A 16,327-nucleotide genomic window follows, 5' to 3' on the forward strand; every position below is an offset into this window, starting at 1 on the left:
TTTAAGAATTAGTCTTAATCGCAGCCATCAAAGAACTCTCTGCTGCCAACTCCTCTCCAACTTTAGCGCTGCCAGCTGCAATCCAAATGCTCCCCTTTTTTTGCACAATGCTAACATCAATAGTTAACACATCCCCAGGAACAACAACACGTCTAAAACGCGCCTTATCAATACCTGCAAGATAAGGAATTGAATTTTCGGCCGAAAGATCCAAGCTTTTAGCAACTAGCATTGCAGCAGCTTGCGCCATTGCTTCGATTATAAGAACCCCGGGCATAGTTGGTTTACCGGGAAAATGTCCCTGAAAAAATTGCTCATTAATTGTGATGTTCTTAATAGCTACTATGTTCTTTGATTTTTCTAAACTAGTAATTTTATCTATCAAAACAAAAGGATACCTGTGAGGCAAAACCTTTAATATTTCAGTAATATCAATATTTTCCATAATTAGCTAATATCTTTATCTTTTATAATTTTTTGCAAAATTACTGTTTGTTTGTGCCAATCTTTAATTGGTATAGCAGGGTATCCTCCAACCGCTTGCGCATTTTCGGTAATATCACGAATTACCCCTGATTTTGCAGCCACTTGTACTCCATCAGCAATTTTTAAATGTCCAGAAATCCCAGCTTGTCCTCCGAGACTACAATATTTCCCCAAAGAGGTACTACCAGCAATACCAGATTGCCCAACAACAACACATCCATATCCCAAAGATACATTATGCCCTACCAAAGCCAAGTGAGATATTTTACACATATCACTAATTATTGTATCACTTATAGAACCTCTTTCAACTACACTATTTGCTCCAATTTCTACATCATCTCCTATAATAACCCTTCCGATATGAAATATTTTCTTATGCTTCCCATCAGCAGTAGCTATTCCAAACCCCTCACGTCCAATACATGCTCCAGGAAAAATAATCGCTCTCTTGCCGATAATGCTGTGCGAGATATAACAATTTGCACCTATGTGAGAATTCTCTCCTATAACAGAGCCTATTCGAATTACACTCCACGAATCAATTATGCAATTATCCCCTATCTCAACGTTATCCTCTATAATTACGTTATGTCCAATGCGACAATTTCCTCCTATCTTAGCTTTACTTGATACATTTTCTTTACTACTAGAAACCAAGTCTTTATGAAACATCTTAATAACCTCCGAAAAAGCATAATAAGGGTTAGTTGTTTCTATCAATAAAGTGTGTGTTAGATCTTTATCTTGAACTAGATTAGTGATACAGCAAGAAGCTTTGGTGTTTAGAAAGGCATCCTTATATTTACTTTGAGCAAAAATTGAAACATCTCCCTCTCCAGCATTTTCCAAAGAAGCAACCCCTTTAATTATTATAGATGATGAGTCTTGAATTTGGTGCTTAACTACTCCTCCAAGTTGGTTTAATACGTATTCAAGACTAAACGGACCTAAAGTCTCATAAAATCTAGAGTCTGCCATATAAAAAATAATATAGTTACTTCCTTACTTTTTAAGGTAAGGAAGTTATAAAAAGTTACTTAGATGATTTGTCTTTAGGAGCTTCTTTCTTAGGTTCCTCCTTTTTAGGCGCTTCTTCTTTTTTCTCTTCTAACAAAAGTTTAACACCTGCCTTTGTAGAAAGCTCTTCCATATATTTATCAAAAGCCACTCTACTTAAATTGTTACGAGCTACAGATTCTAGCTGATCATCAGTAGGCATTTGGACTTTTCTTTTGTCAACCATTTGGACTATATGCCAACCGAAGCTGCTTTGGATTGGACCTGATACTTCACCTTTTTTCATGCCAAAAACTTTATTTCCAAATTCTGGCTCAAAACCTTCTTGAGTTATATAATCTAATTCTCCACCAGAAGCTTTAGAGCTTTCATCTGTAGATAATTTTTTAGCTAAAGCATCAAATTTCTCTCCTTTAAGGATTTTTTTCTTAGCATCTTCTGCCTCCTTTTTAGATCCGACAAGAATATGCTTGATCTTAGCCTCTTCTTTATCTTTTAATTGATTCTTAAGCTTAGCAGCTTCATCCTTCACATCTTTGTCTGAAACTTTTGATTTTACTATATTATCAAGAAATAAACCCTGGGCTATCTGCTTCTTGGCATTATCCAATTGAGAAGCAAATTCAGGAGTATCTTGCACTTTACTGTTTTGAACCTCAACTTCTATAAGCTTTGAGTTAATATAATTTGTTAGAAGCTGCTTTTGCATCTCATATGGGAGATCCTGAAAAGTTTTACCTTTGAAATTAGGGTTACTTTCAAAAAGTCCAGTATATCTTACCATAACCTCCGAAACCTTCACGTCGCCTTGACTAAAAGTTGCGATTACTGGATCTGTAGTATCAGCAGCAAAGCAGGATGATGCAATAGATGCTGCAAGTAAAAATGTTCTAAAAGATTTAAGCATAATATTTAAGTACTCTAAATTTAGTTATACCTCCCCACTATATTCAATTAAGATCTAGATCTCAAGTGGTGATAGCTAACTAATTCGTTTTTTAAGTACTTAATTACACGAAAGGTAGGACCATACTATCAAGCTCTTTCTTAATATTTAAAAAATATGCTATAGATATTAAAATTCCAACATGGTGACTTTTATCTAGATCTTTAGATAAATTATTATACATATCCTCCGAAGACATACTGTTTTTAAAATGCTTATAGTAAATTTTAAACAACGCAAAGTCAGGTCTAAGAGCAAACGCATCTTCTATAATTTTTTGTAAAGAAAAACCTTTAAGTTCAATTTGAATCTGAGATATCAATTCTATACACTCGATAAAATCAGGTTTGTATTCAAGACATTTTTTCAAATAATAACCACTATCACTTATTTGACCCAAACCTATAAATTGCTTAGCTGCCTTGAGGTAGTAATCACTTATCTTATCTTTAATTGACGCCATTCTTTCTTTATCCACCTTATCTAATAACCTCATCATCTCTTCCATCTTATTCCAAGACTCTAAGGCTGCATAAATATCTATCATTAACTCAAGCAAATCAGGGTCTTTATCATTTAGTTTAAAAGCGGTTGAAGCGAGTTCTAAACTATAATGATATGACTCTTCCTTCAAAGCCTGAGAAGCTAAATTACGTGCGATTAAAAATTTATATGGACTGGAGCCACTCAAAATCTCCTTAGTATAATATAGTTTTGTATTAAAACTTGTATCAATCTTCAATAATAAAATTCTTAAATGCTCATCCACATCCTTAGGTAGATCACTATTACTTAAAAGTTTTGAAATAGTTTTTTGTACATTATCAGTTGAACCCAATAATACCTGATGAGTTAAGTCACAAACTTGCTTCATCAATTTTTGTTCTTTTATTTGCTTAGCCTTATCAATAGCATGACGAAATAATACAAATGGCATTCTAATAGTATGGATCAAAGCATATATAGCAAATTTCAAAGCCAATAAAAGTAATATTAGAACAATTAAATTTACCAAAACAACATATTGTCCAAATCTAATCTCCACTACGCTGCTGTAGCTCTGTACATAAGCAAGTAAGCCTAGTAAGAGCAAAATCAAAGATAAAAAAAAGAATGTTTTTAAAATTCTCATTTCTTGCATAATTTGATAAAATCTTCTGAAAAAAAGTACATTTTTAGTTTAGCCATTTTAGCTATAAATCTTGTTTTTCTATACGATGGTTGAGGCGAAAGTTTTTTAATCTGCAACATTTTAGACAACACTTGATTTTCTATGAGATCTTGCACCTCTACATGACACGCATCAGCTACCTCGTCTAAAATTGCCTGAATCATTGCAGAAGAATTAAAAGACTTTAGTAAAGTTACTTCATTGCTACAGGGTTTATCTGCAAAAAAATTTATTGTAATGGAATTAAAAGCATCAAATGCTTCTAAGCATGAAGAGTATTCTTCTAACTTTATATGGTTTTGCGGTTTTACTTCTGGAATAACCTTCTCTGATGAATTATGAGATTTTAAATTATCTGTATTTTGATGTTCTTTACGCTCTAAGTTTTGATTATCGGTATCTTGCGGCCCTTCTTTTAACTGATTTTGTCTATCAAAATCCTTAACAAAAACCAAAGAATCTGAGTAAAAATATATAATGTAGTATGCGCTACAGATTAAGATTACGATTGCTACAAGGATCTTGAAAAACTTAGCTAAAAAACTACTCATAATATCCTTGGTAATAACTCTACCATTTTTAACAAATATTATATTTTCTATATCTTTAATGATAACATTTTTCTCACACAACCTAACAGCAGTTTTTGCATTATTTACTAATATAAGCAGAACAGTATTGTAAGATTCATCTGAGATAATTTTTATTTAAAGTTAGTTAGCAAATTTATTCTACAACGCCCTTTGTAAATTTTGAGGCTTTCATCTTGACCAAACTATTTAGTTTTCACAATGTTACTTAAAAGATACAATGGGCCTCTCAAAATAAATATTTATCAAAATTATTCTAAATTTTCAAGACTAAGAACAATTCCTTATACACCGCACCATTCATCCGTTAAGAGAGAAGGTTTTTCTTTGGTAATTGAATCAAGATTTTCCAATTTTAACAAGCGCAAATTATATAACTCCATCTTGGTAAAATAGTCGCAGATAAAATTAAATATAACAATATCAAATATTAAATCTATAACTCTAGTTTGATATATGTAAAAAAAGACTATAATAGGAACCATGCAAAAAAATAAAAACAATGGCTGAATTTGTACTACCCAAAAACTCACGCGTCTTAAAAGGTAAAACGCATTCTGTTAAAAATAATTCTGGTCAAGTTAAAAAATTTAAGATTTATAGATATGATGGCGATGGTAACCCTAGGTTAGATGAATTTGAAATTGATCTAGCTAACTGCGGACCCATGGTGCTAGATGCATTAATTAAAATCAAGGATGAAACCGATTCATCTTTAACTTTCAGAAGATCTTGCAGAGAAGGAGTATGCGGTAGTTGTTCCATGAATATTGATGGCACAAATACTTTAGCATGCACCAAAAGCATATCTGATATAAAAGGAGATGTAAAAGTTTATCCCTTACCTCATATGCAAGTGATCAAAGATTTAGTCGTGGATATGGCTTATTTCTATGCGCAATATGCATCAATTGAGCCTTGGCTCAAAAATAATGAAAAACCTCCAAGTAAATCTGAGCGCTTACAATCTATCGAAGATAGAAAGAAACTAGACGGAGTATATGAGTGCATATTATGTGCTTGTTGCAGTACTGCATGCCCAAGCTATTGGTGGAATAGTGATAAATTCTTAGGCCCCGCCATATTACTTCAAGCATATAGGTGGCTCGTTGATTCAAGAGATTCTGCCAAAAATGAGCGACTAGATAACTTAGAAGATCCATTTAAGCTTTACAGATGCCATACAATCCTAAATTGCGTTAAAACTTGCCCTAAAGGTCTGAATCCAGGACAAAAAATAGGCGAAATTAAGAATATGATAGTCGAGAAGAAATCTCTCTAACTATCCGCATCTAATAAGAACCTTTACAGAGCCTGCTTAATTGAAAGCTGCTCAATTTCAAGAATCACATAAAGATGCTTCTTCTCCTTCTACTATTGGAGAGACTCCTAAACAATCAACCGTATCTTCTCTAGAAATATCAATGCTTGGAGCATTTTTGACACCAGGCTTACTTACCAATACTAAGGCCGTCTGCTCAATAGCATTAAGGCCTGAAGCTATTGAGTGAATCACTTCATCAATTACAGAAGCTTCAGAAGCAGCAACCGAACTAAATTTAATATTTGGAACTGAACTGTCTATGAGCTTTAATTTATCCATCTCTAAAGAATGTATAACATTTTTTGTTTGATCCGATAAATTATTTAATGGCTCCTTCAAACCATATCTAATAAGCAACTCTTGACTAATTCCTGAAGACATAGATATGAGGTTTTTACACTCATCCTGCTTTTTAACTATTTGTAGCAGTCTTTGAGAGAGGAACCTCCACAAAGTCATTAATTCTTACGAGCAATCTTGCAGCGAGTCCATACATAAATTCTTGCACACCAGGAACATTTCTTAAATTGTTCATGGTCTTTAAAATATTTAGCCCCCCACTTATTTCATCTCTTGTGCTACCACTTTCAAGTATTTCATCTATATGCTCCATTAAAAAACTTCGTCTTAAATTATTTGATAGATCTAAATCTCCACCTAAACTTAATAGCAATGAAATTATCTTATAGTCTGATGTACATTGACGATTTAAAAGCTCATTGAGAGGATTAAAGTGATTTCCATTTACATCAGCACCGTGATGAAAAAGTAATTTTACAACATCTAAAGAACGACTTAAGGCAGCCTCGCCAAGAGCACTTCCACCCCCTACATCAATTCCCCTAAGTATTAACCATTCCAAAACGTTAGTTGCATTACCTCTTGCAGCAGGATTAACTAAGGAATCAGCTTGAATATTTATATCTTGATCTTCAAACCATTGAAGTACTTTAAGATGACCATTCCGCGCAGCTATTTGAATTGGAGTATAATCCAAACCATAATTTTTCACCCCAAGGTCAATACTATTATCACCGTTACACCTCAAAAACTCAATTAGATCAACATTGCCTTTAGAAGCAGCTACATACATAGCAGTGGCACCATCATCTGTCTTCAGATCAACATTAGCCCCATTATCTACAAGCCACTTTGCCCCAACATTAGCTCCCCGAGAGCAGGCTTGATACAAAGGAAAGACTTTATTAGGTCCATACTGTAGATTAACATCTCCTCCAGCATCCTTTAATAATGTCAAAATTTCAATATTATTTTTTTTAGCTGCTTCACTAATAGGATTCTTATGGCAACTTGAATCATTCAGATCGGCTCCGAGTTGGATAGCTTTTTTAACTCCTTCAATATTCTGTTCGTCAATCTGCCCAATAAGATAATCATGTATGCTCATAAAATATCCTTTTAATAATTTAAATTTACTTTCAATAAATTTAAATTATTAATTATAAAAATGCAAGTATTAATCTTACATCATTAAAAATTTTTATTAATAAAATCACAAAGATGGTTTATTCTTATAAATAAGATATGTCTACCTAACCTTCAGAGCAATAAAAGCTACGATAAGTAGTAATAAAGATATTATCCAAAACCTAATTACTATCTTAGTTTCGGACATTCCAAGTTTTTCATAATGATGATGCAGCGGAGACATTTTAAAAATCCTTTTACCACCTGTCATTTTAAAATAAGAAACTTGAATAATAACGGATAAGGTTTCAACTAAAAATACACCTCCAACGATAGCAAGCATAAATTCCTGCTTGGTTAAAATACTAACAACCCCCAGAAACCCACCTAAGGCAAGACTTCCCGTATCGCCCATAAATACTTCCGCAGGTTTGGAGTTAAACCATAAAAATCCTATGCTACTTCCTATTAAGCTACTACATACGATAAATAGCTCAGAGATTCCTGGAACGTGCAAAATATGCAAATACTGGGCATAATGTTTAACGCCCATCAAATAAGCAACTGCGCCAAAATAACATGTTGCCATTCCAAATGGAACAATAGCAAGACCATCTAAACCATCTGTCAAATTAACAGCGTTTGACGATCCTGAAATCATAAAAATCACAAAAGGCAAGAATAATATACCAATATCGATATATAAATTCTTAAAGAAAGGAAAATATATTGTGCTATGCTCCTTTGGAATAAGGTGAGAAACTGCAAGGTATACAATACATCCTATAATAATCTGAACAACAAATTTATATCTCGGTCTAATTCCTTTAGAATTTTTATGTATACCTTTTTGGTAATCGTCTATAAAACCTAGTAACCCTAAACTTAAAAAAACAAATAAGCTCGTAATCACGAAAGGATTAGCTAAATCGCAGCATATAAAACAAGCAAATGTGGTTGAAGCTAAAATCATCACACCCCCCATCGACGGAGTTCCAGCTTTTGCATGGTGTGTCTGAGGCCCGTCATCCCTAATAGGCTGAGTGCAAACTTGCGTTTTTTTAAGATACTCTATAATTCTTCCGCCAAAAATTATCGATGTGATTAATGCGATAAAAGCTGCAAGACCTCCACGTAATGTGAGATAGTGTAGTAAATTAGCTAAATGGTATTTTGAGGTATAACCGGATATTAGGTAATGTAGCATATTATATCAAAGACATAGGCCCTTCTAACTTACCGTGTATAAATTGGTCAACGTGCTCCTCGTCCGTATTTTCCATCTCCTTTGCTGTGCCTTGCCATACAATTTTTCCTTCATCTAACATAATGACATCAGTTGCAATCTGGCGAACACTATTCATATCGTGAGATATGGTAATGGTGGTTGCTTTTAAATTTTTTCTGATTTGCATAATCAAATCATTGATCACGTTACTCATAATTGGATCAAGGCCTGTTGTGGGCTCGTCAAACATAATGATTTTTGGCTTACCGCAAATAGCCCTGGCTAAAGCTACTCTTTTCAACATACCCCCAGATAATTCAGATGGCATAAGTTTTAATACTTGCGAGCTAAGCCCTACTGCTTCAAGGTTTTCAACAGCCAAATCACTTTTTTGTTCTGGAGTTAAATACTGCTCTCTATTAACAGAGAAAGTAATATTATCCTCAACGTTTAGAGAATCAAATATTGCGCCACCCTGAAATAAAAATCCCAAATTATCTACAATACCTTTTTTTTCATCTTTAGTCGCATCATAGAAATCTATACCATTAATTTTAACTCTACCACCATCAGGCTTAATAATACCGATTAATGTTTTAATTAGGACAGATTTACCCGTACCCGATCTTCCTATAATAACTAGCGAGCTTTGTTCTTGAATATCTAGATCAACTCCATCTAAAACTTTATGACGTCCAAAACTTTTTCGCAAACCTCTTGCTTGAATAAAAGACATTATGATCCAACCTTAACGTGGCTTACAACTTTTTCAACTCCTTGGATTCTAGCAGCAATATCTGTAACCCTCGTAAGCTCATCCTCAGACCTTGCAACGCCAATAATATACACAACATTACGCGTGGTAACTACCGTATAATTAACGAACTTGATATCCCGAGCAAAGAATAATTTTGATTTTACTCTTGTGGTAATCCAGGTATCTATGGCATATTGTTTTGGATCGAAACTCTTGCTATTTTCATCTACTTGAAGCTCGTTAGCAACTGCCTTTACACCCTTTTGAGCCCAAGCAACTTCAACTGCAGAAACGATATCTTCTTCACTCTCAACAACACCCGTAAGTAACACTTTACTCTTAACAACTTCAACGTTGATGCGGGCAAATTTATGCTTAAAGTCCTTTACTAAGAACTCTTTTTTAATTTTTGTTTCAATTGCTGTATCATCAATTGACTCACCAATAGTCTTATCCTTTGCTGCCGACATACCAAGTTTCACAACGCTAGTTGGAACAAAAACTGAACAGCTAGAAAGTAAGCAAATAATTGCTATATGTATTAGAAAGTTCATTTATCTACCTTGAGATTTCTTTTCCGCTTTGACTTTTTGTAGCTCTTACTAGTTGTTCTTTCGTGATAGAATATTTAGGCACATGCTCATATTTTGTACCAAAATCTAACAACACCTTGCCAGCTTCCTGGACTTGTTTTCTATCATCAGGAGTAAAAAGCTTCAATATCCTTTCAGTTATATTATAAATAAACTCCCAAGACAATGTTATTTTATTTTGCAAGCTAATACTAGGCGGTAATTTTTCATCTCTTTTTGCATCATAAAGTTTTTGAGCAGCAGGATCACCCGCTTTAACATAACCCCTTGATCCCGCTCCACTAGCAATCGCCTTAAATAGCAATATTACCGAATATATAAAAACCGGAACCAATAATACGATAAGTATGATTTTAATTTGATACATAAAAATTTTTCAAGATTATCTCAGAATGAATAATATCACAGCCTATAAATCTTCTGGCTCTAAATATCCCTATTATGATGAGATTTGATGAAAGTGTACCAAGCAAGCATCATCACAAGGTTTTTCATCATATTTAAACATTAGTACTAAATTTTAAGAACCGAAGGGATTATAAATTAGATAAAGGTTAATTTATAAGTTTTATTTATGATTAAATTCCTCTTGGCTTTTTTTATCTTTTTTAATGCTCATGGAGTAGATAAGAAATTGATAACCGAATATTCGTCGCAAGCAGCAAAATTAGAAAAAGCAGGTAAGTATCATGAGGCATTAAAAATATATGATAAAATTATCAAAGCTCACCCCTCATCCATGAGCGCCTATCACAATAAGGGTAAGCTTTTAGCCAAATTAGGCAAATATAAAGAAGCCGTTAAAGCTTACGAACATGCTATACAAATCGGTAATATGCTAGCTCATCATGATAAAGGCGTCTCTTTAGCTAAACAAGATCGTCATGAAGAAGCTATAGAGTGTTATAATTCAGCCATTAAATCTTTTGGTTCTCGTAACGTAGAATCATACTATAACAAAGCTAATTCCCTAGCAGCTTTAGGAAAGCATGAGGATGCGATAAATGTTTACAAAAAAGCTATATCCCTCAATCCAAAAAAATTAGAATACTACTTTAAAAAATCAGATTCCCTAATAGCATTAGGCAGGATTCAAGATGCAATTAGCGAATATAATAAGGCAATTAAAATATGCCCTCAAAACATAGTTGGTTATTATAGAAAAGCAAAGGCCTTATATCAGCTAAATAGATATGGAGAAGCTAGAAAAGTATGTAACGAAGGACTCAAAATTGACCCAGATAATCAACCTCTTCTAATCATCAAAATGATGATTCTCAAGCGTATTCTTAATATCAAGTAAGTACTCTAAAATTACCAAATAGGGTTTTCATAAAAAAATGAAATCTTATCATACCCTAAGCTATTATACTTCAGCACCACAGTGGTATTTTTGAGATTAAAAGGCTCTAATGTTATATCTATCGGCCTATGAGAGCCTAATTTAATATCGCTATTTTTCATATCCTCCTTACCAAAATCATCAGTAACATCGTGAGTAATAAGTGCGTACTTATAATTTGGAAGGATCTTTGTTAGAAAGTATTGTACGCGAGAATTAGGCCAATGGGCCAGTACATCTTTCACAATTAATAAATCAGCCCTCACATGCTCAATCTCTTGCAAGGAATTTATAGTAATAAATTGAACATTCGGTTTGGCAAATCGTTTATTATTTGCATCTATAACTTCTTGCACCACATCATACCCCATATAGGATTTTTTCCTCGGTATGATAATACGCTCCATTAGCTGCCAATCACCACAACCAAGATCTACAATTGTATTAAACCTTTTGTCATTGAAAAATTTTTGCAAAAGTTCAAGATACGGCATTGCATTTTTAGGAACAGAACCAGATCCTGATCCACCACACCAAGTATCATTTTTGTATATATCTGAAAAAATATGCTTATCATCTTTCTCAGCCAGACAAAAACTAGCTATTAATACACTAATAATTAGATAGAAATTTTTTAACATTTTTAGATTTCTAATTATGTTTAATAGACAGTAAATCAAGAAGTCTTTGAGCCGCAAGTACTTCTGCTTCTTTTTTCGATTTAGCAGACCCCTCTGCATCCATATTATTCAAAGAAAGACGTACAGTAAATAATCCATTATTATTGCTTATCACTTCATATTGAGGGATACCTAAATGTTTAATATGAGCAAGTTCTTGCAAAGCACCTTTTGGATCTAATGACACATTTTTTATATTCCGCACCTCTTCTTGCCATAATTTTTGAATAATTGGAGTGGTAATTTTTGTATCACCGCAATCAATGTATATTGCCCCAATCAATGACTCTAAAGCATTTTCAAAATTACTTAAGTTTACCTCTCCACCAGATTGCTTTTCACCATGACTCATTAACCAAAATTCAGACAACCTTAGCTTAGATGCAATAGAAGAGACAACTTTTTTAGATACGAGATAATTTTTAAATTTTGCCAGAACTCCGTGAACTTCATACGGATAAGTTTTTAATAATAGGTCTATTACCGCAAGCCCCAAAACACTATCTCCTATAAATTCTAATTTTTCAAAGTCGTATATTTGCTTTTCAAGGTAAGTCTTAAAAGCATATTGTTGCTTTAAAGAAGGATGACAAAGAGCCTTAACTAACAAGACTTTATCTTTAAAATCATAATTTAAGGCTCGCTCTAGCTTAGATAATTCTAGCTCTTGGTATTTATGCTTTAAAAGATCTTCCATCTAAATATCTAAATTGCTCACTCTTAAAGCGTTATCTTGAATAAATTCACGCCTTGGCTCAACCGCATAACCCATTAGTGTAGAAAAAATCTTCTCAATTTCATCCTCATTTTCAAGTGTAACTTTCAATAATGTACGTCTTGCAGGATCTAATGTAGTCTCCCAAAGTTGCTCCGCGCTCATTTCACCCAGACCCTTAAAGCGTTGAATTGCATATCCCTTTTGGGCTTTTGTAATCACATAATCTAAAAGCTCAGATGGCAGGTGAAAAGTATTAGTATCTAAAGACTTACTAACAATGCTCATACCTGAAACAAAATACTTTGAAAAACTTTCAGCAAGAGATATTAAATTTTTAAATTCAGACGAGTTAAGTCTTGAGATTTTGATCTGACTTTTTTCTTCTATACCACTTACGGTTTTAATTAAAGTCAACATCTGATCTTCAACCTGAGCCCTTAAATCTGAATTAATGTTTAAAAATATATCGTTCAAAGGCGCACTATTTCCTTCAAGAATGCTTTGCAAAACTTGAGGATGAATACACAAAATTTCTGCAAATTGCTTGTCAAAATCTATAACATGACGAATGATTTGATCCTTAAATACAGCTATATCTTGCAATACCTGCTTGAATTCTTCTGGAGATAGCTCATTAACTCTATAATCTTCCGTCACCGACTCTAAAAAGTATTTTTGCAACTCTAGGTCATTCTTAAAATATACCTCCGTCTGACCTTTTTTCACTCTATACAAAGGAGGTTGAGCTATATAGAGATATCCATTTTCTATTACCTCTTTCATATGACGATAGAAGAAAGTGAGCAACAAGGTTCTGATGTGAGAACCATCAACGTCAGCGTCGGTCATAACAATTATTTTATGGTATCTAAGCTTCTCAAGATCCATATCATCTTTGCCAATACCTGCCCCAAGAGCCGTAATAAGAGTGCCAATTTGCTCAGATAAAATAACCTTATCAAATCTAGCCTTTTCAACATTAAGCACCTTGCCTCTAAGCGGCAAGACTGCTTGGAACTTCCTGCTACGTCCCTGCTTAGCTGTACCACCAGCAGAATCTCCTTCAACGATAAATAGCTCAGATTTGGCAGGGCTTTTTTCTTGACAATCTGCAAGCTTACCAGGAAGATTTGAAATTTCTAGGCTAGATTTACGACGCGTCATTTCACGCGCCTTCCTTGCAGCTTCACGAGCAGTAGCAGCTTCAACAATTTTATTTAATATAAGTTTTGCATCATGAGGATGCTCTTCAAGCCAAGTAGATATTTGTGATGCAACTATCTGCTCCACAATCGGCTTTACTTCAGATGTTACAAGCTTTTCTTTAGTTTGAGATGAAAATTTTGGATCTGGCACTTTTACGGATAATACGCACGAAACCCCTTCCCTAATATCATCACTTGTGATGCTAACTTTAAGTTTCTGAGAATTTGTTTCAATATACTTATTAATGGCTTTCGTAAGACCTGCTTTATACCCAGATAAGTGACTACCACCATCACGCTGACGTATGTTATTCGTAAAGCACAAGATATTTTCATGGTAAGAGTCATTCCAATGCATCGCAAAGCTCACCCCTACAAAATTATCTCCAATCGGCACATTAGCACAAATAGGGTGGTGTAAAGCATTTTTACCTTTATCCAAGTCTTGTAAGTACTCATTAATTCCCCCCTGACTTAAAAATCTAACCTCTTTTGGAGCAAGACCTCTGTTATCCGTAATAATGATCTCAACCCCTGAGTTTAGGTAGCTAAGCTCTTTGATACGATGCTCTAAGATCTCAAAATTAAATTCAATTGTTTTGAAAATGCTTGCAGAAGGTTTGAATGTAATCTGCGTACCCCTCTTATTTGTATCCCCTATACATTTTAAAGGATTATCTGTAAAGCCTTCACTAAAGCTAATTTGATATTCTTTTTTATCTCTCCAAATTGTAAGCTCTAGTTTATCAGATAACGCATTTACCACCGATACACCAACACCATGCAACCCTCCTGATACTTTATACGAATTTTGATCAAACTTACCACCGGCATGCAGTTGAGTCATTATAACCTCAGCAGCAGACACACCCTCCTCAGCATGCATATCTACAGGAATACCTCGACCATTATCTTCCACGGTAACAGAACCATCTTGATTAATGGTTATTAAGATTTTATTGCAATGACCAGCTAATGCTTCGTCAATGGCATTATCCACAACTTCATAGACCATATGATGCAATCCGCTGCCATCATCAGTATCACCGATATACATCCCTGGTCTTTTTTTAACTGCTTCAAGACCCTTTAAAACTTTAATAGATTCAGCTGTATAGTTTTGACTCATTTCTACCCCCTTTAGCAATTCGATATTTATTTGACCCCTTAAGTTTAGTATAATTAATGTTCTATAGCAAATATCTAGGTTACAAAATGTCTTTAAGTTTTAACAAAAAATATACTCAAGTTGTCAAAATTACCGATTTAATGGATAAATACGACTTATTTTTGTTCGATCTATGGGGCGTTTTGTTAGAAAGTTCAAGTTTATACGATGGAGCCGCAGAAGTAGTAAATAACATTGTTTCTAAAAAAAAGGTCTTATTTGTATCTAATACTTCACAAAATAACGAAGATACTTGCAAAAAATTCCAAGACTATGGCTTAAATGTCAAAGAAGAAATGTTTATGACCGCAGGAGAACTTGCCCAAAGGATTTTAAAGTATCCCAAAGATTATTTTAACGTAGGTCAACCTGTGGTTTATAACTTTGGTCAAGAACATCACACCACCTTATGGACTAAGTATAATTTCAGCACTACGACAGATATATCATCAGCTAACTTATTAGCCATTTCTCTTTGCAGCTTGGATAAAGAATTAAATTCCGAGACTCAAGAAATCTTCCACATTGCTATCAAAAATAAAGTTCCAGCCATTTGCACTAATAACGACAGAATAGCGCCAGCTGGTAATGGAGATACACTATATTGCGCTGGATGGTTTGCTGAAGAATATGAAAAAATGGGAGGCAAAGTTACTTATTGCGGCAAACCTTTTGCAAATATCTTTGAAGAGGCTCTCAAAGTTCATCCACAAGTTTCTAAAAATAAAATGGTAATGATAGGTGACTCATTAGCCACAGATGTTAAAGGAGCTAAGAACATAGGCATAGATTCTGCTTTAGTACTTACTGGAAATATGCATACTGTACTTAGAGGAGCTAAAAATGATCAAGAAAAATTTGAGCTTATAGAAAAGCACTGCGGGCAAAATCAAATATATCCAACTCATTTAATCAAATTATCGCTATGAAAATACTCTCAATCATACTTTCGCTATTTTTAAGTATTTATAGTTTTGCAGCAAAAGATTTAATAGTAGGCATATGCGCAGACAATCCACCGTTCGAATTTGTAGATCAAACTAAAAGGGATTTTTTTGTCGGATTTGATGTTGACTTAATTAATGCTATCGGCGAAGAGTTAGGTAGGAAAGTTAAAATTCAAAACATGAAATTTTCAAGCCTTTTACCCGCCCTAACTTCTAATAGAATCGATCTTGTTATCTCTGGCATTTCTGCTACTAAAGAAAGAAGTCAGAATGTTACCTTTTCTAAAGGATACATCAATGCAAGTATGTCATTCTTATTGAAAAAAAATTTTAAAATCAAGAGCTTAAATGATTTAGAAGGTAAAATTATAGGAGTACAAGCAGGATCTAACTGGCATTTGTTTGCATTTGATTTATCTAAGAAAATTAAAGACTTAAGGATAAAGGCTATAGAGGATAACTTATTGCTTGTCGAAGATGTAAAAGCCGGAAGGATTGATGGATTATTATTAGAAAAACCTCAAGTAAAAAGGTTCTTATCCATGTATACTTACCTTGAATCTTTTGACATCAAAGAACCTGGAAAACCTTTATCTATAGTGCTTAGAAAAAATGATCCGTTGGAAAAACAGGTCAATGCTGCAATTGATTCACTAAAGAAGAAAGGTATTATTGACTCTTTAGCTAAAAAGTGGTTAAGATAGGTAGGTGTAACTTTTAAAAG

At 33.9% G+C, this 16,327-nt stretch carries 18 protein-coding genes; 4 read left to right on the forward strand and 14 right to left on the reverse strand.

Annotated elements, in window-relative coordinates:
- Window position 1 precedes the first annotated feature (1 nt).
- The 5 genes from fabZ to phytr_RS04085 form a co-directional block, all read right to left on the reverse strand.
- Window positions 2–445 carry a 3-hydroxyacyl-ACP dehydratase FabZ gene (gene fabZ / locus phytr_RS04065; protein ID WP_199843750.1) on the reverse strand — a complete coding sequence of 148 codons (444 nt, stop codon included), beginning with the start codon at window positions 443–445 and terminating at the stop codon, window positions 2–4.
- A gap of 2 nt (window positions 446–447) precedes the next feature.
- Window positions 448–1,467: a UDP-3-O-(3-hydroxymyristoyl)glucosamine N-acyltransferase gene (lpxD, locus tag phytr_RS04070; RefSeq protein ID WP_106874603.1), complete on the reverse strand. Its 1,020-nt coding sequence runs from the start codon at window positions 1,465–1,467 to the stop codon at window positions 448–450.
- Window positions 1,468–1,522: 55 nt separating this feature from the next.
- A complete protein-coding gene (locus phytr_RS04075; RefSeq protein WP_106874604.1) occupies window positions 1,523–2,413 on the reverse strand; it encodes a peptidylprolyl isomerase in 891 nt (296 codons plus the stop codon).
- 103 nt (window positions 2,414–2,516) lie between these two features.
- On the reverse strand, window positions 2,517–3,593 hold the full coding sequence (locus phytr_RS04080; protein WP_106874605.1) for a tetratricopeptide repeat protein: 1,077 nt from the start codon (window positions 3,591–3,593) through the stop codon (window positions 2,517–2,519).
- Window positions 3,581–4,174, reverse strand: a complete 594-nt coding sequence (locus phytr_RS04085) for a hypothetical protein (RefSeq protein WP_158706857.1) — start codon at window positions 4,172–4,174, stop codon at window positions 3,581–3,583. Before phytr_RS04085 ends, phytr_RS04080 begins: the two co-directional genes overlap by 13 nt.
- Before the next feature lie 541 nt (window positions 4,175–4,715).
- On the opposite strand from phytr_RS04085, the gene phytr_RS04095 reads away from it, so the two are divergent.
- The gene (locus phytr_RS04095) at window positions 4,716–5,495 is read left to right on the forward strand and encodes a succinate dehydrogenase iron-sulfur subunit (RefSeq protein ID WP_106874608.1); all 780 of its coding nucleotides are present in this window, start codon (window positions 4,716–4,718) and stop codon (window positions 5,493–5,495) included.
- Window positions 5,496–5,552: 57 nt separating this feature from the next.
- On the opposite strand, the gene phytr_RS04100 is transcribed toward phytr_RS04095, so the two are convergent.
- The 6 genes from phytr_RS04100 to phytr_RS04125 form a co-directional block, all read right to left on the reverse strand.
- The gene (locus phytr_RS04100; protein WP_106874609.1) at window positions 5,553–5,918 is read right to left on the reverse strand and encodes a hypothetical protein; all 366 of its coding nucleotides are present in this window, start codon (window positions 5,916–5,918) and stop codon (window positions 5,553–5,555) included.
- A 31-nt stretch (window positions 5,919–5,949) separates the two neighbouring features.
- Window positions 5,950–6,945, reverse strand: coding sequence for an ankyrin repeat domain-containing protein (locus tag phytr_RS04105; protein ID WP_106874610.1), 996 nt, complete (start codon window positions 6,943–6,945; stop codon window positions 5,950–5,952).
- A gap of 141 nt (window positions 6,946–7,086) precedes the next feature.
- Entirely contained in the window at window positions 7,087–8,172 is a 1,086-nt protein-coding gene (mraY, locus tag phytr_RS04110) for a phospho-N-acetylmuramoyl-pentapeptide-transferase (RefSeq protein WP_106874611.1), read from the reverse strand.
- Between the two features lies 1 nt (window position 8,173).
- Entirely contained in the window at window positions 8,174–8,929 is a 756-nt protein-coding gene (locus phytr_RS04115; RefSeq protein ID WP_106874612.1) for an ABC transporter ATP-binding protein, read from the reverse strand.
- Window positions 8,929–9,504, reverse strand: a complete 576-nt coding sequence (locus phytr_RS04120) for a BON domain-containing protein (protein WP_106874613.1) — start codon at window positions 9,502–9,504, stop codon at window positions 8,929–8,931. Before phytr_RS04120 ends, phytr_RS04115 begins: the two co-directional genes overlap by 1 nt.
- 4 nt (window positions 9,505–9,508) lie before the next feature.
- Entirely contained in the window at window positions 9,509–9,910 is a 402-nt protein-coding gene (locus phytr_RS04125) for a DUF2660 domain-containing protein (protein ID WP_106874614.1), read from the reverse strand.
- Window positions 9,911–10,117: 207 nt separating this feature from the next.
- Here phytr_RS04125 and phytr_RS04130 point away from each other — a divergent pair, with 207 nt between their 5' ends.
- Entirely contained in the window at window positions 10,118–10,846 is a 729-nt protein-coding gene (locus phytr_RS04130) for a tetratricopeptide repeat protein (protein ID WP_106874615.1), read from the forward strand.
- Between the two features lie 11 nt (window positions 10,847–10,857).
- Here the strand turns inward: phytr_RS04130 and phytr_RS04135 are convergent, their stop codons facing one another.
- The 3 genes from phytr_RS04135 to gyrB are packed head-to-tail and all read right to left on the reverse strand — an operon-like array spanning window position 10,858 to window position 14,617.
- The gene (locus tag phytr_RS04135) at window positions 10,858–11,526 is read right to left on the reverse strand and encodes a class I SAM-dependent methyltransferase (RefSeq protein WP_106874616.1); all 669 of its coding nucleotides are present in this window, start codon (window positions 11,524–11,526) and stop codon (window positions 10,858–10,860) included.
- A gap of 10 nt (window positions 11,527–11,536) precedes the next feature.
- Window positions 11,537–12,262, reverse strand: a complete 726-nt coding sequence (gene rnc, locus phytr_RS04140) for a ribonuclease III (RefSeq protein ID WP_106874617.1) — start codon at window positions 12,260–12,262, stop codon at window positions 11,537–11,539.
- Window positions 12,263–14,617 carry a DNA topoisomerase (ATP-hydrolyzing) subunit B gene (gene gyrB, locus phytr_RS04145; RefSeq protein ID WP_106874618.1) on the reverse strand — a complete coding sequence of 785 codons (2,355 nt, stop codon included), beginning with the start codon at window positions 14,615–14,617 and terminating at the stop codon, window positions 12,263–12,265.
- Between the two features lie 86 nt (window positions 14,618–14,703).
- Here gyrB and phytr_RS04150 point away from each other — a divergent pair, with 86 nt between their 5' ends.
- On the forward strand, window positions 14,704–15,585 hold the full coding sequence (locus tag phytr_RS04150; protein WP_158706858.1) for a TIGR01459 family HAD-type hydrolase: 882 nt from the start codon (window positions 14,704–14,706) through the stop codon (window positions 15,583–15,585).
- Window positions 15,582–16,307 carry a substrate-binding periplasmic protein gene (locus phytr_RS04155; protein WP_106874620.1) on the forward strand — a complete coding sequence of 242 codons (726 nt, stop codon included), beginning with the start codon at window positions 15,582–15,584 and terminating at the stop codon, window positions 16,305–16,307. The genes phytr_RS04150 and phytr_RS04155 overlap by 4 nt, the downstream gene beginning before the upstream one ends.
- Window positions 16,308–16,327 lie beyond the last annotated feature (20 nt).

The sequence above is a fragment of the Candidatus Phycorickettsia trachydisci genome (genome assembly GCF_003015145.1).
GTDB classification, from domain to species: domain Bacteria; phylum Pseudomonadota; class Alphaproteobacteria; order Rickettsiales; family Rickettsiaceae; genus Phycorickettsia; species Phycorickettsia trachydisci.